This is a genomic window from Pseudomonas lurida (genome assembly GCF_002563895.1).
Lineage (GTDB): Bacteria > Pseudomonadota > Gammaproteobacteria > Pseudomonadales > Pseudomonadaceae > Aquipseudomonas > Aquipseudomonas lurida.
This window is the reverse complement of the sequence record NZ_PDJB01000001.1, coordinates 1,818,970-1,842,243: the sequence shown is the minus strand read 5'-3', so window position 1 is coordinate 1,842,243 and position 23,274 is coordinate 1,818,970. Positions and strand designations below refer to the sequence as shown.

Sequence of the window (23,274 nt, the reverse complement as noted above, 5' to 3'; positions counted from 1 at the left end):
GCCGCTCCCCCTTTCGACAGGAGCAAGACCATGAAAATTGGCGTGATTGGAGCCGGTTTTATCGGACGTGCCGTGGCACAACTGGCGCTGGCCGCAGGGCATGAAGTGATGCTGAGCAACTCGCGCGGCCCGCAGACCATGAGCAGCGTGCTCAGCGGCATACGCGGCGTCAAAGTGGGCAGTGCAGAAGATGCTGCACAGTTTGGTGACGTGGTGCTGGTGGCGATTCCGTTTGAACACTACCGCAGCGTCCCTGCGCAGTGGTTGGCAGGCAAGACCGTACTGGACGCGAACAATTACTACCCGGAGCGTGACGGGCACTTCCCCGTGCTGGATCGCTTTGAAGCCACCACCAGCCGGCTGCTCGCCGAGCATTTTTCCCAGTCAACGGTGGTCAAGGTGTTCAACGCGATCTTCGCCGCAGACCTTATCGATGATGCCCGCCCCCACGGCGCACCTGACCGCCGCGCATTGCCGGTGGCGGGCGACGAAGCTGTCGCTAAAGCGCTGGTGATTACCCTGCTCGACGAACTGGGCTTTGACGCCGTCGATGCCGGCAGCCTGGATGAAAGCTGGCGGTTCGAGCGCGCCAAGCCCGCGTATTGCGTGGCGCTGGACCAGCCGAGGCTGAAGGCTGCCCTGCAAGCGGCCGAGCGCACGGTCGAGCTGCCGCCCGTCAACCGCGAGCACACCCACGCTTAAACACCCGCCCACAAAAAAGCCCGCTGACCGTGACCGGTTCAGCGGGCTTGTGACATCGGCTCGTTACTGGGCTTACAGCGCCAGGTCAGAGGCCGGCTTGCTCGGCGCAGCCGCAGGCTTGGCAGCCTCGGTGGCCTTTGGCGCGGTCACTTGCGGGATAGCAGGTGGCGGCGTCAGTTGCAGGATACCGGCGGTGTAGGCCCATTCCTTGGCAACAGCCTCAGGATTGTCGTTCAGCTTGGTGCCGTAGCTCGGTACGATCTGGTGCAACTTGGTCTGCCACTCAGGGGTCGCGACCTTGTCCTTGAACACTTTCTGCAGCACGGTCAGCATGATCGGAGCCGCGGTGGACGCGCCTGGCGATGCACCCAACAGGCCAGCAATGGTGTTGTCGGCGGAGCTGACCACTTCGGTACCGAGTTTCAGGACGCCGCCCTGCTCTTCGTCACGCTTGATGATCTGCACGCGCTGACCGGCTTGCCACAGGCGCCAGTCGGATTGCTTGGCGTTCGGGAAGTACTCTTGCAGCGCCTTGAAGCGGTCGTCATCCGACAGCATCAGTTGGCCGGCGAGGTACTCGACCAGTGGGTATTCACGAATACCCACTTTGGTCATTGGCCAGATGTTGTGGGTGGTGGTGCTGGTCAGCAGGTCCAGGTACGAGCCTTCTTTCAGGAACTTGGTCGAGAAGGTTGCGAATGGGCCAAACAGAATCACGCGCTTGCCATCCAGCACACGGGTGTCCAGGTGCGGAACCGACATCGGTGGCGCGCCAACCGAAGCTTTACCGTAGGCCTTGGCCAGGTGTTGCTCGGCGATGGTTGGGTTATCGGTCACCAGGAACGAACCGCCCACTGGGAAGCCAGCGTATTCCTTGGCTTCAGGAATGCCCGACTTCTGCAGCAGGTGCAGTGCACCGCCGCCGGCGCCGATGAACACGAACTTGGCGTCGGTTTCAGTCTTGGTGCCGTCTTTCAGGTTTTTGTAGCTCACACGCCACGAACCGTCGGCGTTCTTGGTGATGTCCTGCACTTCGCTCGACAGTTTCAGGTCGAACTTAGGAGTGGTTTGCAGGTGAGCGACGAACTGGCGGGTGATCTCGCCGAAGTTAACGTCGGTGCCGATCGGGGTCCAGGTGGCCGCGATTTTCTGGTTCGGGTCACGCCCTTCCATCATCAGCGGAACCCACTTGGCGATCTGCGCCGGGTCTTCGGAATACTGCATGCCGGCGAACAGCGGGCTCGCTTGCAGGGCTTCGTAGCGCTTTTTCAGGAACTTGATGTTGTCATCGCCCCACACAAAGCTCATGTGCGGTGTGGAGTTGATGAACGAACGCGGGTTCTTCAGCACGCCCTGCTGGACCTGCCAGGACCAGAACTGACGGGAGATCTGGAACGCTTCGTTGATCTCGACCGCTTTCGGGATCTCAACGTTGCCGTTCTTGTCTTCCGGGGTGTAGTTCAGCTCAGCCAGGGCCGAGTGACCGGTACCGGCGTTGTTCCAGCCGTTGGAGCTTTCTTCGGCCACGCCATCGAGGCGCTCGACCATCTCCATCGACCAACCCGGCTCCAGCTCATTGAGCCATACACCCAGGGTCGCACTCATGATGCCGCCGCCGATCAGCAGCACATCGACTTTCTTTGCCTCTTCCGCCTGAACGGACGTGATCCCCATCGACAAAGCCAGCCCCAGCAGGGCAGTGTTTACTTTTTTAAACATCAGTAGCACCTATGATAAAACGCCATCCGCCCTACCGCCCCTGATCATGGGCAACCCTCGATCACGCTGCGCCAGGCAACGCACCGCGGGGTTCACACATTCACTAGAGGGCCGCAGGGTGGGCACACAAGGCCGACGTATCGACCTCACTTTTATGTCCCTTCTGCGCTGACTTCTTATCATTATTGGCTTCAGCTACCTGGGCGACAGCCAATCGCTGGGACGTATACGGGTGTACGTACCAGAGAAAGACTAGACCAAGACGGCGCGCAGAATATCACGGCAAACAGCCGATATGCGCTGTTTGGCCAATTGACAGCTCCAAATCGCATGTTTTGCCGTGTCGATGTCAAGGGTGGCAGGCGCGACCTGAGGTCACAGGCCTGGAACTCTCGTGCAAATGGCTGTTCTAGACACCTTCGCCGTTGCTTGCGTAGCATCGGCGACTGTCCTTCGTGCAATCCTTCCAAATAGAGTTACCCATGACTATCCAGCAAACACCCGGGCACGTGCTGCCCGCGCGCAGCGCCGCCAAAATGGAAGCTGCCATGGCCGTGGGCGCCTTCGCGATCGGCACCGGCGAATTTGCCATCATGGGCCTGATGCCCGACATCGCCCAGAACCTGGGGTTAAGCGAACCGCAGGTCGGCCACGCCATCAGCGCCTACGCCCTCGGCGTGATGGTCGGCGCCCCGCTGCTGGCCATCCTCGGCGCCAAGCTGCTGCGCAAACACATGTTGTTGCTGTTGATGGGCCTGTACGCCCTGGGCAACCTCGCCACGGCCTTCACCCCGACCTTTGGCTCGCTGGTGGCCTTCCGCTTCATCAGCGGCCTGCCCCATGGCGCCTACTTCGGGATTGCCGCCGTGGTCGCCTCGAGCATGGTGCCCAACGACAAACGCGCTGGCGCCGTGGCCCGCGTAATGATGGGTTTGACCCTGGCCATGCTGCTCGGCAACCCCATCGCCACCTTCCTCGGCCAGCACCTGGGCTGGCGCTCGGCCTTTGCACTGGTCAGCGTCATCGCCCTGTGCACCATCGCGCTGGTCTGGCAATTCGTGCCCCATCGCCACGACGAACAACGCAGCGACCCGCGCAAGGAACTGCGCGCATTCACCAAACCGCAGGTGTGGATGGCGCTGTCGATTGGCGCGATCGGGTTTGCCGGGATGTTCTGCGTGTTCAGCTACCTGGCCCCGACCATGCTCGAGGTGACCAAAGTGTCACCCCAGTGGATTCCCTTCGGCCTGGCGGCGTTTGGCGTGGGCGGGATCATCGGCAACATTGCCGGCGGCAAGCTGTTTGACCGCATGCAGTTCCGTGCAGTGGGCTTGATCCTGGTGTGGTCGATGGCCGTGCTGCTGTTCTTCCCCTTCGCGGCATCGTCGCTGTGGGGCGTGCTGCTGAGCATGGGCCTGGTCGGCACCATGGTGGCCCTGGCCGCACCGCTGCAAATCCGCCTGATGGACATCGCCCATGAAGCGCCAAGCCTGGCGGCAGCGTCGAACCACGCGGCGTTCAACCTGGCGAACGCGTTGGGGCCGTGGTTTGGTGGGATGGCGATTACCGCAGGTTATGGCTGGACGAGTACCGGTTATATCGGTGCGGTAACGGCTTTGGTGGGTCTCGGTGTTTATCTCATCGCACGAAGGATGCGTGGCGGACATTGAGCCGTTGGTAGATGAACGAATGCGTCGTAGAAATGATCCTACGGCAAGTGTACTGAGTCGGCGCGACGCTATTAGAGTCCGCCGAGCTTAACAGACAAGAACTATTCGCATCTAATACGACGCGTACTTTTACGTGGGCGCATTGTGTTTTTTTCTCTACAATTTGCAAACGCAAATAAAGGAATTTTTCGTGAGCAGCCCTACGAATTCAAACGACCGTTCCAACCATGATGAGATAGATCTGATACCGCTTATTCAGGCACTGTGGACTAGCAAGACCACGATTATTGCAACCACGGTGTTGGGTACAGTTGCTTCTTTGGCTCTCTCTGTCACGTCGCCTGAACAATGGACTGCCAGCACTTACATCACTAAACCTTCCCTCTACAGCTTATATAAAGAAATCAATGAAAAGGACGCGCCCGCGAAGGCCAGCCCGCTGTCATTGGAAACCAAGCTGTACAGCACGATACAGAATGATATTTTCTATTCTGCGATGGGCGTGATGGCCGCCAACTCCATTGCCTTGAAAGACACCCCACCTAAGTCGGGAGGTAATGAGCCTGTACTCTATGTCGCCTCAACCACCGCTACGACAGCAGCACTGGCGTCTGCCCAGTTGAAGTCCGCGATGGAAACGGCCAACGCCGAGTCGATAGCACTTAACCTGCCGGCCCTGGCCGCAGGCAATACGCTAAAAGCCTTTAACGCCCTTGATGAAATAAAAACGTCCTCCACCAAGAGCACTAAAAAGTTTGCCTTTCTCGGCGCCTTTTTAGGACTGGTGCTAGGGAGTGTCTTTGTGCTCGGCAGGTTCTTCATTCGACAATACAAACAGTCGAACTGAGCGTCGTAACGCTACAGGAATTCTTCAACCAGGAAATAAACAACGCAGACCAGCAGGGAAGCAATAAAAACAATAAACAATTTCGCGGAAAATGTTGTTTTCATCAAGGATACTTTTATAAAGTAAAATAATGGCCCTAAGCCATTATTGCACCGTGCCTGCCTTTTTTCACGGTAATTTTTTGCTGAAAACAGCACGCACGCTTCCCCCTTCACTCGCCAGGTTCGTCAACGTCGAACGCCAAGGCCGCAGTCGCATTATGGACAGAAGAACCCTCTCAGCCTGAGCACAAAACCTGCACGCCCATTCCTGATAAACTCACGCATTCCGCCCTACCCACTCAGATTGTCCAATGCCCCTGATCAGCGCCTCACCGAAGTCACTCTCCCGCCGCTTCTCCGTCGCCCCGATGATGGATTGGATCACCAAATCCTTAATTCATTGGGGTTTGCTGTGATCGTGTACATTCTGTGTGCAGACATCGATACCGCCCTCCTACCCTGACAGCGAAAACATTGGACAGACCGATTGGACTCCACGCTGAGCGCCAGTGCCTCCAGCCATAGCACTACCGACTGGCACTACCTACTTTTCCCCTCTCCTGCACAGTGAATAGCTGCCACTTTCATGCTATGAGTAGTGGCACATTGATCTATGCCAGCCTCATGGAGACACAATGCTGACCATCCGCTATCCACATCTGATGCAGCACGTGAGAGACCTACATCACGGGATAAGTACGATTGCAAACGACAAGGAAGGTACGCTCCTCCTCATAATTAAAGTGCCCAAGGAGGCCGTACTAGCCGCAAAAGCCAAGCAGCGCATCGGGTTCTATCTAGCCCCATGTCGGATGAACGGAGAGACTTACCACGGTCTGGTCACTACATATGAAGATGATGAGCTCAACCCACTGATGGTTGTTACTCCCCTGCTAGACGATGAAATGGGACACTCCATATTTGACCTGCTTTCATCGGAAAGCTTCGACATTCATTTCTTTGACGACAACAATCGCGAACTTCTTGGCTACAGGTCGCAGAACACAAAATTCGCAGAGTTCGACAAAAGCCAATACAAGCTTGCCCCATCAAGCCTTGAGGCTGCTTATGAAATTCGTGACTTAACTAATCACTGGTTCATGCGCAGATCGCTTCAGGATGATAAGAACTCGATCAAGGTTAACTTCCTTGAACCACTAATGATCGAGGATTTATTCATTCTAGACGCAGTACCCATGAACAATCTGTTTCAAAAAGGCCCACCTGTGAGCCACTCGACCCTTGAGAGGCTAGAGCCAGGTAGCTTTCAAGAGATGGATATTGTTAAGCTACTTCAGAAAGTATTTCATGAAGACTCAATATTCCTGAACCCACTTCGCACAGATAACAATGAAGAGTTCGTCGACGTTTTAGTTGCCTCCGATGAATATCTGCTGCTGATTCAGGCCAAGGACAGCCCAAACACGGAGAAGTCCTTAGATCGAACTCTAAAAAGAAAGATCTCGACAGTTTCAAAGGCTCTTGATAAAGCTATTGATCAAACGAGAGGAGCGATTAAGTACCTCAGACGTGGTGAGAACCTGCAGTTTCACTTTGGCGAAGATATCTTTGAGATTGAAACGCACGACAAAGTGATCCGAAACCTTATAGTTGTCCAGGAAACTTTCATCAATGAATGGGAGAGCTACTCGGAACGAGTTCTTGGGCTGGGTAAAGAAATGAATTCTTCATGTTACGTAATGGGATATCCAGAGCTTGTGACATGGACAGCAAAGCTCAGTACACCAGAGAAGTTCTTTGATCCATTTGACAGTATCGTTGAAGAAGGTAAAGAGACTGGTATATTCCCAAGTATAACCTTCTACAACTGATATACCTTCCATATTACTTACTGTCAAAGCGAAGTCGCAAGACCATACTGCGATTTCGCACTCATCCCTTGCGAGCTCCGGACTTACCTAAAGTAAAACCGCACTCGACCAGAGTGATTTCGCACTCCAATACTACGATTTCGCATTCACACCTTGCGAAAGTTTCGGTATACAAGCAAATAAATCAAAATAATTAGCAAAACCACTAGACCCACCTAAAACTCCTTTTGCACAATAGATCTAGAGCTTCTTTTTAGCCAGTTGTGTCTATGTCAGACAAGTAGGGCTAGATACTCACATCCCTACGGGTGTTGCGTTAGAGCAAAGCTCATATAAAAACGATAAAGGTGAGCCAAGATGAAAACTATTGAGAGACAAAACAAAGAATCCCGCATCACCCTGCGACTAAACAAAACGGAGCTCGATGCCATGAATGCTAAAGTCGTTGAGGCAGGATACAAGTCCGCTGGAGCGTTCATTCGCGATTTCGTTGCTAACGGACAAGTGAAGCCTAAAGTCGGCCAGGACGTTGTTCAGATCGCCCGTGAGCTCATGAATCTGGCATCAATGATCAACGCCGACCGTCCAGGCTCCGAACTGCTTGAGAAAGTGAAGTACATCGCTCAAGTGAATCTTGGGGGTGTGAAATGATCGGCAAGATATTTCCCAAGTCCGCAGGGTCTTTCAAGAACCGCATCAGGTACATTTTCGGCTGCACGAAGCACGACCACGAGATCAGTGGCATCCGAACCATCAGCTTCAACACAATGAGCCGCGATCCCCTGCCATGTGTTCTCCAGGGTAACGAAGACGATCTCGCAGAGATGATTAGAGAGTTCGACCAAGTCGAGACGCTCAGGCGCTTCGCTATCGACTCCGACAAGCCCATCAAGCCGGTCTTCCACGCGATGATAAGCCTGCGCCCCGGCGAGTCCCTGACAACCCCTCAGTGGCGCTCAGCTGTCGAGAAATACATGACAGACCTGGGCTTCGACGAAACCAACCAATACGTCGCTGTGATGCATCAGGACAAAGACCACCAACACGTCCACATCGTCGCCAACAGGATTCGCCTCAATGACGAGTTCTCCATGGTCAAAGACAGCAACGAGCGAAGCATCAGCCTGGACTCAGTGTCGGCCATAGAAGCCCGCTTCAGCCTGTCAAAAGCACCGAAGCCGAAGGACACCTGGGGCGTTTCCATTACCCACGCAGAGCTACAAGCATCGATCCGGGACGGTGACCTACCGCTCAAGCACAAAATGATCGCCAAGATCGCAGGCGCTATCGAAGCCACCAACGCCGTCGATGGCGATATGTTCACGTTCACCCGGCTGCTCAGGAAGCAAAAGGTCTACATCAACCTGACGCTCAACGGCAAAGGCGAGCCCAAGGGCATTTCGTTTGAGTTTGACGGCAATCATATAAGCGGCAGACAACTAAAGCGCTCCAGACTGACGTGGCACAAACTAACCACACAAGAGGGAATTCACTATGACCCAGAAACCGTTCATCAACTTCAGGTTGAAATTGCTCGCCGAGATAGCGAGGAACAAGAAAGAGCTAGAATCTACTACTATGAATTCATCGCAGTTAACGGGAGCAGAAGAAAGCCTGTCTACGTCAGATTCACGGCAAAAGACTATGACGTCCAGAAAATGATTCAGGAGATTCTGGAGCTGCTGGATGCTATTTTTGATGAGCTATTTAAGCCAAGGGAGTGCAGGTTGATACGCAGTTACATAGAGTACATACCAGGCCAGCCGCTGGAGCTAGAAGAGGAACTGGCTCCAGCGCTATAAGATCTCGTTAGTCAGTTAGTACGCAGTAGGGCTGAGTCAGCCTTCCTTTACTGCGCCTTCTATCTTGGACTCTATGGCTTTGGCTCAGTAGAAGATATTGGCGCTTAAAGGGTAGCTGGAGGTGTATTCGGTGGCTCACCAGATGCCTGCAACGAGCTGTATAAACGGGCCTGGAACAGGGTATTTGAGTAATGCTGACAGCATGCAAATTCAGTCAGAGAGCTTATTCATGCAGAACGGCATTTGGCACGCCCTTCGGGCCAGCTGTCGTGAATCAAGCCAACCATTTTCAATGGCTATCTTGCCCCTCCGGGCTTCCATCTTCGTGCCTGCGTGCTCCGCTTGCCTGATGTGACAGTCCTCCAACGCATCAGTCCCAGCTGCCGTGCTTGGGCAAATCTGTATCTCTTAAAAAAAAATCGCTTCAGGCTCAAGGTTTTCCGAAACCAACCGTTTGTGATGAGTAAGTACCCTTTTTGAGCGACGGCTTTGACCTTCTCTACACATGACTTCGCACAGCGCCTGAACAGCGCCTTATCGTTCCCCTACACGATTATCGGCAACCGCCAACGGCGGACATGGGAGCGGCTGATCGGCTACCTCGAATCCTCAGCCTGCACATCCGAATTCAACAAGGCGGCAGCCTATTCCGAGGGCTATGCACATGCTTTGGCCGATAGCGGGCAGATCGATATTTCCACAGATCGGGATCTGCTGATCATTGCAACGGTGGATGCATGGCGATGCACTCGTACTTACCCGAATACTTCGACCAACCTGAGCTGCCCAGGAAAACTATGACCTCGCTTTTTAAACGTTACGCCGACGGCGGAACATCAGACCTACACATCCATATGCCGCAGCGTCTTCTGCCCACGACCGTCAGTCATTGTCCCATCGAGGTCTTAGTGGGCCACTGGGAAAAGTATCTAGTAGATCCCTCCTCCACTCATGAGCATTGTCCATGGGCAGCGCGATTCGTTATGGGCATGCCCGTGCCAACCTGGTCGCGCGGGCTGGAATGGAACATCGGACAGAAGTCTCGCTTTATCTCCGCAGTATGGTCAGGCGGGGATCTGGGGAGCTACCTCACGAATGACTGGTACGAATCAGGGAGCGGTAGCAGGGCATTGGCCGAAAACAGTGAAATTTTGATTGATGGCCAACAACGTCTGCACAGCCTGGAAGAGTATTTCCTCGACCGTCTCGCGATTCCTGATGCACAAGGGCAGCCACGGATCTGGTCTGAGCTCGGCAACAGCGAAAGGAAACGCTTTCTGTCGACGATCTTTACCCATGTCAGGGTGCCGTCTGGTGACGAGGTGGCATTGCGCAGGACATACGATCTTTGCGCGCTGGGCGTAGTGCCTCGGTCATTTGATCAACGAGCTGTTCGGTAACCTTTTAATCAAGGCGCTCGGGCGTATCCCCTCGGGAGCGGCTGTCGTAAACCGAGCCCCGCTACGCTGGGTCTCGGCCCTTCGGGCTTCCATCCTTACGCTCTTCGACCATCATGGTCTGCGCGCTCCGCTTGCAGAGCGATCCGACTCACCTTCTTGCTTGGACATTAGCTATCACTCCCACATACTGCTGAGCATCCGATCAAAGATGAGGCCGGGCAAATGGGTTGGCTATTTTGGAAAGACAAGCGGCCCGCCTGGGTTCAGGCAGAGGAACGGGAATTCATCAAGGCTGCGAACCGCTTAAAGACGCTTCAGGTCACGCCTCGTGGTGGCATGAGGATTGATCCTGAAGAGCTCAGGGATCAGATTCTTGCGGCGCGAGAGTTATACAAAGACCTGGTTCAAAAATAACGGTAGTGAGCAGGCAACCTGCTTGCAGCCACAGCCCATTCGCACGGGTTCAGAAATTTAAAAATGGTGCTCAATGGAGGTCTATTCACTGACGCCATAGCCCCCAATTCAGTGTGCCCTGAGCCAGGGGCATTTGAACGTTGCAGTACACTGTGTCGTCATCGTCTGTTATGCCCATCGGACTCTCCACGTACATTGTGGTCGTTGCGTACCCTTCGGGAGCGGCTGTCGTGAACCGGGTTAAAGTTTCGGCGCTACGCGGTTTCATCCTCGTGTCCGTGCCCGTGCGCTCCGCTTGCATGCGAGCGCATAAATCAACGGGTAAATCTTAGCTTTGTCATGGATGAGGAAGCGACGCTAGATGCTTCCCTCCTCCCCCACTGACTTGTGAATCGGTATTCAGGTGGTAAAGCCGTACCACTGATTGCGCAACGTGTAACGCAGCCACGTGTTTTCCCTAGCATGCACCCAATACCCAACCCACTGGTTATCGAGGTCAAACTGATTCCAATGGTTCGCCTTTGCCGAGATCAGCACCCCATTGAACTCGGCATTGACGTCGTACATCAGCACAACACGGTCGTTTGCTCGGGCGGTGAACCCATCCTGCACAAGGTCGAGATTCCATAGATACAACCCTTCAATGTTGGACGATACGTTCGGGTTCAACGAGCTGCTGACCTTAGGATTAAGACGTGACGACACCCTTGGATTGAGGCTTGAGGCAACCTTGTAATTAAGACTCGTAGCGATCAGCGGGTTGTTGCTAGTAGCAACATGAGGATTCAGGCTGGTGGCCACGAACGGGTTTTTGCTCGTCGCTACGTTTGGATTCAGCGACGTAGCCACCGTAGGGTTCAGCGAGGTTGCTATGAACGGATTTTTCGAAGTGGAGATGGATGGATTTCTACTTGATGGAACCTTCACTGGTTGCTCCTTTCGCTCTAATTGGCCGCAGACTGCATTTAGTCCGCCTCCTTGCTTCCTAGAGAATAGACGGCATGACGGTGTCTATCCAGACGTCTAGATACGGGCATAACACCCCGTACCACGCACGAAAATTAGTAGATGACTAACTTTATCGCCAGGCCATCCGCATTGGCGTGACGAATATTGCTGCCGTTGCTAACCAGCTCAAGCGCTCCTGAACGACAGTACCTATCACTCATAAAGAAGGGCCCCGCAGGGCCCTCTATTTGTACTCAACCGAATTTACTGAGCCAGCCAGCTCTCGACGGTGTCGGAACCGTATTCAGCTTTCCACTCCTTCAGAACCTTGTGGTTGCCGCCCTTCGTCTCGACAACTTCGCCCGAGTGAGGATTTTTGTAAACCTTCACAGCGCGAGCTTTACGGGTGCCCTTGGTTTCAGCCGCTGTTGGAGAACGGCGGTTTGAAGAATGCGGATCGAGAATCGCGACAATGTTGCGCAAGCTGTAACCATACTCACCCAGCAGATCACGAAGTTTCGTTTCGAATTCAATCTCACGCTTCAGACCATCATCGTTTTTCAGCGTTTCAAGCTCTGCCAATTGGGCAGCAAGCTGTTGTTCAAGAGCGCGGAATTCAGCGAGACGGGACATGTAACACCTCAGATATTTAGTGTTGCCAGTATAGTCAGCACTATCCAAAGTAGACAATCGAAGGTGCCCTCCGACGCCTAACGCTGACGCGCTCGCCTTGCAGACATGTGAGCATCCAAGTGCTTCATCTCAGCCTGCCATTGAGCCAGAAATTTTTCCCAATCATGGGCGTATGGGCCATCGATCAGGCGGGTCGAGCCGATGCTCGCTTGTAGAAAACGCTCACGCCACGGCTGCGGAATACTGGCCTCGTCAACGATGTTGATACCGGAACTGTGGCGCTCAATCAGGACTGCTTTGCGGACAGCATCAATATCGAGATGTGGATGACTCTGGTTTAAGTCGACGCGCTCTTGGTCTTCAATGTCGTCAAGCACATTCAAAATAGTGGCAGCTTGTGGGTCGCCCGGCACCAGGTGCGAAAGTGTCCAGAGGGCTTTGCGCCTAACAGACTCACGCGTACGAAGATCATCAGCCATGTTCAGTGCCTCGATTGGAACCGGCAGTCAGTCGACGATAAAGTTCGGCTAAGAGACGAGCATCCAGCAGCGCGTGATGTGGAAGTTCCGGGAGCGTCACGTCGCCGATATCCTCCGCTTCGAGATGCCTGAATAGCAGGATCAGGTTGGTTGGACGATTGGCAACGTTAGCTGGCCAACGGTGATTTACGTAGGCCAATTGGCAGAAGAGATCCCAGTCCCAATCCGGCGCGTCCGAGCAAATCTCGAGCGGGCCTTCAAGGTTGCTCAAGAAAGCGAGCAGTGAGGTTTGAGCTTCGACCAAGGGTTGCCCATGTTCAGGCAGATTAAGCTGTGGCAGGACATTTTGAATCACGAAGTCGCTGCAGTCCTGAGTGACGTACGTGTCTGTGAGCTCGACGTAGTATTCGTGCCCGGCTTCGGACACGAGTGCCAGCGAAATCAACTTCGTATCTCGGTTGAGCCGAGTGAACTCACAGTCCAAAAATAGCTTCATCCTCTCCTCCGTAGCCCTTACCCTTTTTCACCTAGTTTAGAGATCTACATCGTCAAAGATGTTACGTCCTCCCCCCGTTGCAGAGGGCCGAATCAGATCGCTCCGTCCGACTGCTGGTTCCTCATACCGCTCTTGCGAGACCTCACTCACCCAATCGTCAACTCGACGCCGTTGGGTATCGACCACATCCTCGATACCGGGCCATTCCGGAAAGGCAGCGTAAATACCCTCAAGCTCATCAATAAAATCAGAAAAGTGGTTATCAGGATCGTTTTCGTAGCAATACGATTCCTGCAGGGACTTGCGAACCCTGTCCAGGTCAGGCAGCACATGTTTCTGTACATCGCTGTAGAAGTCTTCACGCTCCTGGCTAGTGAAGAACTCATGCATCTCGTTATCGTAGATGTGCCCGAGCTCATCATGATCAAAGACAAAGTCCCGAATCTTGGTGGAAATCGCTTCTCTCGCTGACTCAGCTAAAAGCCCTTGCCGTAGCAGACGGAGAGCTAGATCAGACGACCTCGTGAACAAGTTTATCGCGAAGTCACGAACCAAGCTGGAAAGCAGCTTTCCATCAGTTTTCAAGTAGATGTCCAAGAACACGTCATTTGTCCTGCGCTGCAGAAAAGAATACAGCCTTCCCCGCCTCGTCCGCTCCATGTCGCCCTCGCATTCAACGTATCCACAGCACCGGTTCGCGATTTCTGCGAACATGCTTGAAGGCAAAATCGTAGCGTTTTGAACCCCTGCGTTGCCGCATGTCACCAGTTCCATCAACCGCTCAATCGGTGTTCCATCCACAAAGATCTGCAGATGCTCAGGACTCTGGGCGAGTATCAACGCAAACGCATCCCCAATCGTCGGGTGCTTATATCGCCAGAAACGCCCATCAGCCGTATCTGCCATCTGAAGAAAACTACCCCGGAGGCTCTCTAGGGCTCGGATACACCCGGGCTGGCTACCGCCCAGCCTCTCAATTGTCTGCATCTCGCCACTAGACAGACTCACCGGGCTTTCGATTGCTCCATGTTTCATGTAGAGAAGAGCAAGTGCGGCCTGGCTCTCGTCATCCATTCCCTGCATCGTCTCGACGAGCCATCGCTCCTGCTTCGCGACAAATTCGTCAATATTTTTCTGGTCAATCTTTAGCGCTTTGGTGAATTCAACGCTCCCCAAGCGCCGAGCAGTCTCGGGAGCGAACCTACTGTGAGCTGCCACTGCAGGAAGAAACTCCTTCAAGACCGTCCGAACCCGCTGTGGTTGGTTTCCAAGCTTCACATGGTTGTAGAGGATTTCTGACCTTTCCTGGGAGGTCAGCTCTTTCACGTCGATGACAACTTGGCTCTCTTCCATTAGAGGAAATGCTGTTTTCTTGAGATCACGTCGTGCGCTGTTGTAAATGTAGTCACGGCTGGTCAGAACTATCCGATGCCCACCTCGGATCATGGTCGTGAGAGCGGGAAGAATCCGGTTCCACTCCATCACCAAGTCTGCTTCGTACTGCATGGCCCCGAAGGCGTCATCAACCCATACGAACTGCGATGCTTCTTCAGTATTCCAGTGATCTCTTATCTGCTCAGGCCTCTCCAGCTTCAATACTAGGCTCCCCCATTTATCCATCGCACACATGGCCATGAGTGATGCAATCGTTGTCTTACCTGCTGCGGGTTCTCCAACCAAAAGAACAAAGCCATGCTGCTGAAGGGCTTGAAGCGCTTTGCGATAGGTGCCCGTCACCACTAGCTTTGAAAGGTCGGGAAGCTCCGTCAGCAACGCCTTCGTCTGCTTGTAACGTCTCCCATCCAAGATCTGGCTAAGGTCGCCAAGACCATAGAGTCGGGGCACGTTCATGCGCAGATCACTGTTCAGCTGGATCTTCTCGCAGATCCAGGTAGAGCCCAGCAAAAGCACGTGCTCGGCCCCAGCATGCTCAAACGCCAACCGTATTTTGAGATTGCTATCCCCTGTCCAGCCTGCGTTTGTCATCAGGACATAGACATCACACTTTCCCTTGGCGACGAGTCTGCGCACCTTTTCAAGCTCACCAGTCACATCAGATAGAGTGAGATTGTGATCACGGCGAGATGTGAACTTGCACTGGATGACGAATTCGCCTGCATACAACTCGTTAGGCTGAGGAGACCACGTTCCCTTGAACCCACCATCGCGGCCTCCGTCATTTCCTTCAAGGAACGTCTCGACTGTTTGGCCCAAAACTGTTGAGGCTACTGCCATGCAAAGTTGCTGAAAACCATGCCAACCTAAGAGATGAAGGTCGTATTTTGGGGGCGTCATGAGCATTCGATCCTTGCAGCAAAATCTAGAGGTCGGACAGAAAGCCATCATAGCGGAACTGTGAAAATGCCGGGGCTGTGTTAGCAGAAGCCGCATTGCGTCACGTACAGGCGGGACAAAACTGGAGGGTATTTGGTCAATGAGACATATCAGGCTGATCCGCCATGAAGAAAGCGCTGCCAACGTCGGCGATGCCAGCCTGGAGCACAATGGAATTTGTCAAGGTGAAAAAAATAGGCTATACCGAGCTCTAGGCTTACCAAATTACTCAGGCCTAAGCAATTAATGAAACCGCTGAAAACCGCTTCAACAATTCAGCCGAACAGTAGCGACAAGTGACGCTGACTGTTGCCTCAAGACGCTACTAATTCGGCCAACTTTATTTATTAACTTAGAGGCCGACATGCAAACTCACAACTTCAAGAGCTGCCTTCTCGGAGAGGCACCAGAACTTCACAATCTTCCGACCTTGGTCAAGATTCTTGAAGAGCTGGATTCGAGTTATCTAATTTTCATTCGCCAGAACTTTAACACACACCCAATTATCAATAAAATAATTGACACCAACATCGAAGACCAACTGCTGAAAATAAAATCTGATTATCATCTCAACAACATTATCGCTCACTACAAAAATTCCAACGTTCGTTAAATGCTCGCTCATCCCGCGAAGCATCGACAGAATAAGGTAAGTTTGTCGGTGAACCGCACTCCACCATTTCGGAGACAGCGCTTTCGAAGGAGTGCGAGATTGTCATCAATTTTTGTGAGCCGCACCATAACGAGTTTAATGCCGAAGTCTTAAAAAAGCCTTACACCGCAACGCCCCAGTGGACGAAATGCTGAACGTTCTGTGCTTCCCCCATCCTGTTGATCTACGACAGTGATGCGCTCGCATCAGGCTGGCTGCCTATTGGACGCCTGGTTCTCGTCGTGCCATATTTCCGGTCTCCCTGCTCTACCGAACCCTGCAAAGGACTGTGACGTGACCGAACGCGACTACAAAAACATCAACCTGAAACGGTGCATCATTGAGGAAACGACTCACCGCTTCCTCGGAGAAAATGGACTGAAGCTCAGGGCGTATGGCGATAAACCTGGGACTTCCGGCCTTCGTGTAGTCGTTGGAAGTACAGGGATTGAAGACGCAACGCTTGACATCTTCTTCACGAACAAAGGTGCGTCCACCCTGCAATACAAGGTGGGGAAGAACCAAGAGCTCGGCCAGAAGCTAGCGGACGCTCTTTACGAAACGATCCACCCTGATGAATTCGTGACGATCAACCTTGCTATCAAAGGCATCGATCTGTCTGATGCCGAGGCACTGATCAAAGAACTCACCGAATCAGCCGAAGCGGACATTGGGATCGACTCGTATACAGGCCTTGACCGGCGGCATATTTGGAAGCTCAAGTCCAAGAAGCACTCCGACGAGCTGACCGTCACCCAGTATGAGACCACCAACAAGTTGCAGATCCAAGGCCGTCCACTCAGTTGCTATCAGCAGTTGAGCTATTTGCTCACCGAGATCCTGGAGATCAACGCCCTCGAGAGCATCCTGTTCAAAAAGGACGAAAATCGCTCCGAGTTCGTCTGCGCCGAGGTCGCGGAGAGTGTGCTTAAGGCTAGCTTTGGTACCTGCTTCGCCAGTCTGCCAATAACCACCCGCAAGCTCCTGCTCGCAAGCCTCTGCGTGAGGCTGGCGAGCCCAACGCTGCCGGACTACTGCATGCTGGTCTACCCAGAGCTCCGCAGCCTTGAAGGTGCAATCAAACAGAGACTTTCCGAGAAAAACCTTTCACATCAGGAAGATAGCTTTGGCGGTTTCTTCGCCAAGACCGGTAACCAGTTCAATCTTAAGCAGGAATACCATGGTCACGTGGATGATGCTAAACTGACGGGAGATTTTGGCAATGCTTATACGTTTTTCAACAAGCAACGCCACGGCTTGTTCCACATGGAAGAAATGGCTTCCGCGAGCCGGGTGATTAGCAACATCACTCACGCCGTGGCATTGTGTGATGAGGCTTACGTCCACATTAAGAATCTGTATAGCTAAATATTGGTACAGCAAATGTTTGACATACGAAGACTAGAAACTAGGACAGGAACCATGACGGTAGTCACCGCTACCAGTTATGAGAACCCCCTTGCTAGTCTTCCTATAATTGCTAGTGAGATGCGTAACACGTGTCACTCTAGCAAAGAAATTGTTTTGTTCGATCTACTCTGCTCAAACGGCGAAGAGTGGAATCGATTCGCCTCCATGAATTACAACGGTACCGAGTTCGAGAAAAATACACTCCATATTATTTCGAAGTGCGCTATTCCTGCCGACTTTATAGAAACCCAGAGCCGTTTCTTTGACAAACACCCAGAATACTTGCTTGATTCCGTATTGAGTTAAGCAGGTTATTGCAATTCATCTCCAAGCCTTGACCAGAAGCGACAATTTCATAAGCTCGCAAGATATTAATTTTGAATGAATTGTTGGCGCCAACTAATACAACAATGTCATCCAGTCAATCTCTACCGGGACTGACGCAATTGACCTAAAGTTTTGGATTATGAGTTTGTGCAGTCTTGAGCGAGGGTTGGAGTTTTTGGGCTGATGCCTCAATGGTTGAATTCAACATTTGGATGGCAGGTGCCTGCGACCTTCGGTCTGGGGCTGGTCGCATTGGGTATAGGTGGGGGTCTCGCATTACTCAGCGGCTTGGGATGTATTCTCTTCGATGAGCGGCTGCACCGACGCCGTCCGCCACGCTTCTTCCGTCCGACGCTCACCTAATGGATGTGTGCGTAGTTGTGCTTTTTTCCGCTCAGCCTCGCGTTGTGAGGCTTTGTGGCTTCGGACGACTCTAGGGGCTCCAATGTCTGAGGTCGCTAGTGCGCAACGTGCGGCTATTTGATTTTGATCTTCTGCGCGTTTCTCGCCAGCACTCATCTAGGCACAATCTACTTGGGCACACCATGCCAACGAGGTTCGGTCAGTACCCCGCTAGCCAGTCTTTCAACGGGACAGCCGTATTTGCTTTCGTATCGAGCACCATCCAAAGCTCTTGCGGATGTCCTTGCAATAAGCCCCACACGACTCTTTGATACAGACCCAGGTACTCCCAGCTGACCCAGCTATCATCGTATGCAGAATCCGAGGCTGGAAATATTGCAATTTTTGAGAGCCCCTTCGCTCCATCAGCGATGCCTAACTCCCAAGGCACCCACCTGCTCTCCTTGCTGTTTTTAGTAGTAAGGAGCACGAATCTTTTCGTCTGCGCAATACGTTGTTTGAGTAAAGCTGCTGTTTCCTCGGCTGTGTAAGGTGGCATTTCGGGGTCGATTTCATCGATGTACACAGAAGCCCCATGATTCTGAAGTACCTGAATCGCGCCAGGTAGAACTTCCTTATCTTTACTGGAGTGCGATAGAAACGTACTCATCGATGCCGTGGCTGCTAAAGATTTGAATACGTGATCGCGAGTAGCTTGAGAGCTGTTAGCGGAGATATTTCTTAGCTCCGCCGTTGTGACATTACGAGCCATACTTCTTTCCTGAAATAATGATATCAACCAACACGGGCGACCCTATCAATGATCTGAAATACTAAATTCACCAAGGATGTCCGGCCTTCTGCGGTAGCTAAAGCATTAGTATCTGCCAGAGCTTTTAGCTCCTTATCGGTAGGTCGCATCGGTGAGCTCCCCTTGTAGGAAAGTGCTGAACCTTGAAGCTGGTTACATATTTTTTCGGCAGCCCCGCCTGCAGCACCAATAGGCAGAACGAAAACGCCAGCGGCCTTTGCAAACTCGAACTCTCGTTCAACTCCCTCTGCAGGTGTGGGGAGGCCTTCAACTAACTTTGCACCACCAATGAAAATCGCAATACCCGCCTGGCGGGCTAACTCCTGACGAAGGGCAGCCCACTCCTTATCCTTGGGAACTCCTCCCTTAAGTGGCTGAGGAAACGGTCTAGCGATCAGTCGGCGATCTAAATCCCAACCTCCACCGTTGCGCAGAGCAGCAAGAAAGCCAGACAGAGAAGCGGAGCCGACCAATAAGCCAGCACCCGTGACCAGATATCTATTGGTCTCACCTACCTTGCGGCCAACTTCTTCGGCCAAGGCATAAATATTCGCAGGCTCCGTGCCTCCGTGTTCAAGTGGCCAGCTACCGCTTACCCAAATTCTGCGCGCGGCTACTCGCCTTTCGATCTGCCGAAGGAGAGCGGGCACCTCGTCATAGTTATCAATCTCTACTGCAAGGAGACCATAGCGCTTCAGGTCTTTAGTCCAAAGATTATGCTGAGCGAGCCTGGCTGAGAACTCATCCTTAGTTTTGAAATCTGATCTTTTCGGCGCTCTGACGATGGCAAAGTGTTCTGGGGGCGACTCAGTGAAACTTTCTCTGATCAGCGAAAGCACATGTCTAACATTTGGGTCAGTGAAACTGATGCCGATGAACAGCATCGACATGCTGGTCAGATGTGCTTGGAATAGAGGGAGGTATTGGCCACGCCGGGATCGGAAAAGCTCGTAGTCATCTGTGGATATCACAATATCGTCGAGACGATCCACCGAACCGTGCATTTTGTAGAGCAATGCCGCGCCAGGGGTGGTTCTTAGAGCAAGATCTTTTGGGGCGGAAATAGAGTTGAGCGGGCGGCTAATGGCCGCAAATGCACGCTCCACGAGCCGGTCATAGTTAGTCGTCCAAATATGCCTGACAGGCAGTCGGGCGAGGATATCCAGAGTTTCAGGAATAGGCTTGTCTGGGCCAATCTCTTTTCTGATGACATTGCGAACACGAGTGGCACCACCGCTCTCCTGGATGCTCCACTGAGCCAGAGCGGCGAGGTCGTGTACATTTCTTGAATTGATTTCCAGCTCATCGGCGATGTCACTCAGTAGGCCCGACCACGAAGGGTAGCCTGCAGCCATGGAGACACCAGCGCCTATAAATACAGCTCCGAGCCCATCATTCAAAGCGTCAGGATACTCGGTGAGAAAACGATTCATGGCCACTTTGGTCATATCGGGCTCTTATATGTGCAATTGGCAGGCTAAACCACCCATACGGACGAGTAGTGAGGTTTTAAGGTTTGTAATTTTTACGAATAGTGATGGCGTCCTCGATCCAGCTTTCGATATTGGCCTGGATGGAAGCATAAACCTGTTTGCTATCGTTCCCCGCTGGAGTCATCAGCTTCGCATAGCCGGATAGCCTCACCGTGCCATTTTTTAGCGTGACGGCATCGAAGGGGTTAGAGCCAGCGACGGACGTATTCTGATGGTTGTCTAAAAGACGGTTGATCCGAATGGCGACAACGCCTTTTCCTGCGTTCCACCCCTTAATGACCTCCTCCAATACCCAAGGCCGGGTAGCGGTTTCTGAGCCCACGAGGACAACTACACATGATTTTCCGACCAGGCTATCGTCGATCCATTTCCTAATCGCCGCGTCACCCTTTTTTTTGACCTCCTCCCATTCATTGGCGGTGTAGAGCTTTTGCCCTTCCAAAGCGCCGATATTGCGTACCTGCTGAGTACGCCAGAAGTCGTTAGCGAAGTGGAAACTGAAGAACACATTTCGAGCCATGGATAATTCCTTCTAGGCTTATGGAAAAGGTTAGGCGCTTTCTTCCTCGGCCTGGAAGGCCTCAATGAGCTTCTGGTTGTAATCATCCAGATAACTCTGAAGCCCATCCCGGTCGATCAGCCGCACGCCCGCCGTGCCGGCCAATTCTTTTGCAGACTTTGTGTAATAGGAGTTCGTGACTACCATAGCCTCGTCGCACCCGTAGAACGCTTTAGCAGAGATGGCTTGCTGCACAGCCGCGTTTCCTACAGAGCCAGAGTAGTTCTTAGCCTGGATGACCATGTTTTTACCGAACCGGGTAACGAAAAGGTCGGCGCCTTGATCAGCCGTCTTCTTGGTCTCTTTGACGTCATAGCCAATGGTCTGGAAGATCTCAACCAGGAAGGTCTCAAACTGAAATCCGTCCATAGCGTCAACCAGATACATGGTGATGAACTGATTCGGATTGAAATGTTCCAGCTGAGATCCCAGCCGCTCGACGAGAATATCGAAATAAATCTCCTCGCAGAGGCTCAGGCCATTCCGGAAAACCTGTATCGGGAGGAGCGGTACACCAGACGTCGAAGCCGCCTGGGGATTGAATTGAACATTGGGGAAAGCCAGGTCATTTTCCCAAAGGTAGTAATAGAACAGAGCCAAGTCAGACCTGAAAGTCGTCCCTGCTTCTTCAATCCAAGAACGTAAGGTGTCGGCAAGGTCATTTCGAATGTGGCGGGTCAGTTCTCTGGAGAAACCCAGATATGCAGAGTTGAAGGCTGTGGTCTGCAACAGTTTGTCCAAGAGGGATGGAAGACCTTCAAGCTCGTCAAAGCCTTTGCGAATCAAGACTTCCCTGAACAATTCCCTCTCGCTGTACACACCATCCAATCGTGGCCCAGGCACGCCCGCGTCATCGCTACTACCTGCGCTTTCGCGAGTGGTGTGGATGAAGTTCGTGAAGTATGGCTGCTTTAGCTCTGCGTACTTTCTCAAAACGTTATTCAGGAGCTCGTTGAGCTGGGCTTGCTCCTTTTTCTTCCCGAAGAAGTCTTGGATCAAGCCTTTGGATCTGTATTGAAAGTCGGGATAAAAAGAAGGATCCAGTGGCGTAAGGTGTCGCAACGTAAGCTCTGATGATGGTGAAACTTGAGAGCCCATGCACCAGGGGCATGCGATCTCGAAGGTAGTCCTATTGCATCCATTGCATTGATAAATCATCGCGTCTATCCCTTTCATGAGGCGTCACGCGACCTGCGCGTCTTCATGCTTGAGACATTATCTGAGTGCCGTCAGCACGTCCACGCGCTTGCGTCCCGCTGTTGGATAGTCGCTAAGCGCTCATCGACAGAGGGCACGCTGGCAAGGCTACCAGCGCTCCTCAGCAAGCTCCCCGTCGTAATCATTGCGCCTTCTGTTCAAATCGGAATCTATGCAATTAATATTTCCTCGTTACATGCCGACAGGTATACGCATGAACGATTTTAAAGATCCCGTGCAGCAATGAAAATCCTGAAAGGGTGGAGTTTATTTTGTTAGAAAAGCTTGTCTCAGCCTTGTCATCAATCCGGAGCCGCCCCGCAATTCGAAATATGCTGTCGGTCGGTGCCCTCTTCGCCTTCGTTGGCTTTTTGAGTGACGGGTCTTCCCTCATATCGTTCGTGAGTCAGTTGCGAGGACAGGACAAAGCCCCACTAGCCGTTGTCCGAGCAAGGCTAAAGCCTTTCAGAATTAACGCCGTGATGCCTGAAAACCAAGATGACGTATTTGTTCAGCTGCAGCTGAGGAACTATGGAAAGGATCCCGTCTACCTGACGTCGGCTCAAATTGAAGTCACCAAAAGCAATACGGCAACGCTCGGCCTAGCCGGTGCAGCGGGAATGTGCGTATTGTCCGAAAACCCGAACGCCAACACGCCTATCAAGGTTGAACCAGGTGCAAGTGTTTGGGTTCGGGTCTCAAAGAGCATTCACCTACAGGGCTTGTCTACTTGGCTGACTGAGGAAACCCTTCAAGACGTACACGTCCCCACACCTGAAGACCCATCCACCATCACCGAGAACTTTTTTGTCGATGAGGTAAATCGAAAATTTGGCGAGCTCTACGGCTCTGAAGCTGCTCTGAAGGTCACCGTTTTTTCGGGGAATCGCGAGGAATTGCAGACATTCAGTTTTAGGCTAGCTGAAGGAAAAGACATATTTGCCAAAGATGGTAGCCTCCAGCAAGACTGGTTCATTGCGAACTGGATGTTCCCAAGATGGCGGCCTGCTGATGAAGGTACAACCTGTGAGGATGAGCCGAGCTAGGGATACGCCCGTGCGACTGCGGCCAGGAGGCGAAACCAACGGGGTGTATTCGGTAGCGTTTCTAAACAGCGTGGAATGAAGCTTGTTGCTTTTGAGGTGCCTGAACGAGGCTACTTCCTC

22 protein-coding genes are annotated in these 23,274 nt (G+C 52.7%); 12 read left to right on the top strand and 10 right to left on the bottom strand.

Annotation, left to right across the window (positions count from 1 at the left end; all coding sequences use genetic code 11):
• Positions 1-30 precede the first annotated feature (30 nt).
• Complete coding sequence (locus ATH90_RS08425) at positions 31-702, top strand: NADPH-dependent F420 reductase (protein WP_098466062.1); 672 nt, start codon at positions 31-33, stop codon at positions 700-702.
• A 72-nt stretch (positions 703-774) separates the two neighbouring features.
• Here the strand turns inward: ATH90_RS08425 and mqo are convergent, their stop codons facing one another.
• On the bottom strand, positions 775-2,421 hold the full coding sequence (gene mqo, locus ATH90_RS08420) for a malate dehydrogenase (quinone) (protein ID WP_034102583.1): 1,647 nt from the start codon (positions 2,419-2,421) through the stop codon (positions 775-777).
• 482 nt (positions 2,422-2,903) lie between these two features.
• On the opposite strand from mqo, the gene ATH90_RS08415 reads away from it, so the two are divergent.
• The 7 genes from ATH90_RS08415 (at position 2,904) to ATH90_RS08385 (ending at position 10,013) form a co-directional block, all read left to right on the top strand.
• Positions 2,904-4,091, top strand: a complete 1,188-nt coding sequence (locus ATH90_RS08415) for an MFS transporter (RefSeq protein WP_034102581.1) — start codon at positions 2,904-2,906, stop codon at positions 4,089-4,091.
• A 190-nt stretch (positions 4,092-4,281) separates the two neighbouring features.
• A complete protein-coding gene (locus ATH90_RS08410; protein ID WP_098466061.1) occupies positions 4,282-4,938 on the top strand; it encodes a Wzz/FepE/Etk N-terminal domain-containing protein in 657 nt (218 codons plus the stop codon).
• Between the two features lie 676 nt (positions 4,939-5,614).
• Entirely contained in the window at positions 5,615-6,811 is a 1,197-nt protein-coding gene (locus ATH90_RS08405; protein ID WP_078732153.1) for a hypothetical protein, read from the top strand.
• 357 nt (positions 6,812-7,168) lie between these two features.
• Entirely contained in the window at positions 7,169-7,462 is a 294-nt protein-coding gene (locus tag ATH90_RS08400; protein WP_098466060.1) for a plasmid mobilization protein, read from the top strand.
• Positions 7,459-8,613: a relaxase/mobilization nuclease domain-containing protein gene (locus ATH90_RS08395; protein WP_098466059.1), complete on the top strand. Its 1,155-nt coding sequence runs from the start codon at positions 7,459-7,461 to the stop codon at positions 8,611-8,613. Before ATH90_RS08400 ends, ATH90_RS08395 begins: the two co-directional genes overlap by 4 nt.
• A 489-nt stretch (positions 8,614-9,102) precedes the next feature.
• Complete coding sequence (locus ATH90_RS08390) at positions 9,103-9,414, top strand: hypothetical protein (protein WP_098466058.1); 312 nt, start codon at positions 9,103-9,105, stop codon at positions 9,412-9,414.
• Positions 9,411-10,013, top strand: coding sequence for a DUF262 domain-containing protein (locus tag ATH90_RS08385; protein ID WP_098466057.1), 603 nt, complete (start codon positions 9,411-9,413; stop codon positions 10,011-10,013). The genes ATH90_RS08390 and ATH90_RS08385 overlap by 4 nt, the downstream gene beginning before the upstream one ends.
• A gap of 813 nt (positions 10,014-10,826) precedes the next feature.
• Here ATH90_RS08385 and ATH90_RS29010 read toward each other — a convergent pair.
• The 5 genes from ATH90_RS29010 to ATH90_RS08350 form a co-directional block, all read right to left on the bottom strand.
• Positions 10,827-11,354: a hypothetical protein gene (locus tag ATH90_RS29010; protein WP_141537471.1), complete on the bottom strand. Its 528-nt coding sequence runs from the start codon at positions 11,352-11,354 to the stop codon at positions 10,827-10,829.
• 285 nt (positions 11,355-11,639) lie between these two features.
• Positions 11,640-12,008: a histone-like nucleoid-structuring protein, MvaT/MvaU family gene (locus ATH90_RS08365; RefSeq protein WP_098466054.1), complete on the bottom strand. Its 369-nt coding sequence runs from the start codon at positions 12,006-12,008 to the stop codon at positions 11,640-11,642.
• 77 nt (positions 12,009-12,085) lie between these two features.
• The gene (locus ATH90_RS08360; RefSeq protein WP_095181555.1) at positions 12,086-12,487 is read right to left on the bottom strand and encodes a hypothetical protein; all 402 of its coding nucleotides are present in this window, start codon (positions 12,485-12,487) and stop codon (positions 12,086-12,088) included.
• A complete protein-coding gene (locus ATH90_RS08355) occupies positions 12,480-12,983 on the bottom strand; it encodes a 3'-5' exonuclease family protein (RefSeq protein ID WP_098466053.1) in 504 nt (167 codons plus the stop codon). Before ATH90_RS08355 ends, ATH90_RS08360 begins: the two co-directional genes overlap by 8 nt.
• A gap of 36 nt (positions 12,984-13,019) precedes the next feature.
• Positions 13,020-15,278 carry an nSTAND3 domain-containing NTPase gene (locus tag ATH90_RS08350; protein ID WP_098466052.1) on the bottom strand — a complete coding sequence of 753 codons (2,259 nt, stop codon included), beginning with the start codon at positions 15,276-15,278 and terminating at the stop codon, positions 13,020-13,022.
• A 403-nt stretch (positions 15,279-15,681) separates the two neighbouring features.
• Here ATH90_RS08350 and ATH90_RS08345 point away from each other — a divergent pair, with 403 nt between their 5' ends.
• The 3 genes from ATH90_RS08345 to ATH90_RS29870 all read left to right on the top strand — a co-directional run bounded on the left by ATH90_RS08345 (position 15,682) and on the right by ATH90_RS29870 (position 17,685).
• Positions 15,682-15,930, top strand: a complete 249-nt coding sequence (locus ATH90_RS08345; protein ID WP_098466051.1) for a hypothetical protein — start codon at positions 15,682-15,684, stop codon at positions 15,928-15,930.
• A 333-nt stretch (positions 15,931-16,263) separates the two neighbouring features.
• Positions 16,264-17,337 (top strand): type II toxin-antitoxin system RnlA family toxin, encoded by a 1,074-nt coding sequence (locus ATH90_RS08340; RefSeq protein WP_170041107.1) that lies wholly within the window; start codon positions 16,264-16,266, stop codon positions 17,335-17,337.
• Between the two features lie 15 nt (positions 17,338-17,352).
• Positions 17,353-17,685: a type II toxin-antitoxin system RnlB family antitoxin gene (locus ATH90_RS29870; RefSeq protein WP_098466049.1), complete on the top strand. Its 333-nt coding sequence runs from the start codon at positions 17,353-17,355 to the stop codon at positions 17,683-17,685.
• Positions 17,686-18,268: 583 nt separating this feature from the next.
• On the opposite strand, the gene ATH90_RS08330 is transcribed toward ATH90_RS29870, so the two are convergent.
• The 4 genes from ATH90_RS08330 to ATH90_RS08315 all read right to left on the bottom strand — a co-directional run bounded on the left by ATH90_RS08330 (position 18,269) and on the right by ATH90_RS08315 (position 22,069).
• A complete protein-coding gene (locus ATH90_RS08330) occupies positions 18,269-18,820 on the bottom strand; it encodes a toll/interleukin-1 receptor domain-containing protein (RefSeq protein ID WP_098466048.1) in 552 nt (183 codons plus the stop codon).
• A gap of 23 nt (positions 18,821-18,843) precedes the next feature.
• Positions 18,844-20,307, bottom strand: a complete 1,464-nt coding sequence (locus ATH90_RS08325) for an SIR2 family protein (RefSeq protein WP_098466047.1) — start codon at positions 20,305-20,307, stop codon at positions 18,844-18,846.
• A gap of 61 nt (positions 20,308-20,368) precedes the next feature.
• The gene (locus tag ATH90_RS08320) at positions 20,369-20,872 is read right to left on the bottom strand and encodes a TIR domain-containing protein (protein ID WP_098466046.1); all 504 of its coding nucleotides are present in this window, start codon (positions 20,870-20,872) and stop codon (positions 20,369-20,371) included.
• Positions 20,873-20,902: 30 nt separating this feature from the next.
• Complete coding sequence (locus ATH90_RS08315) at positions 20,903-22,069, bottom strand: restriction endonuclease (RefSeq protein WP_098467656.1); 1,167 nt, start codon at positions 22,067-22,069, stop codon at positions 20,903-20,905.
• A gap of 518 nt (positions 22,070-22,587) precedes the next feature.
• On the opposite strand from ATH90_RS08315, the gene ATH90_RS08310 reads away from it, so the two are divergent.
• Positions 22,588-23,154 (top strand): hypothetical protein, encoded by a 567-nt coding sequence (locus tag ATH90_RS08310; RefSeq protein WP_141537470.1) that lies wholly within the window; start codon positions 22,588-22,590, stop codon positions 23,152-23,154.
• The last annotated feature ends 120 nt before the right edge of the window (positions 23,155-23,274 follow it).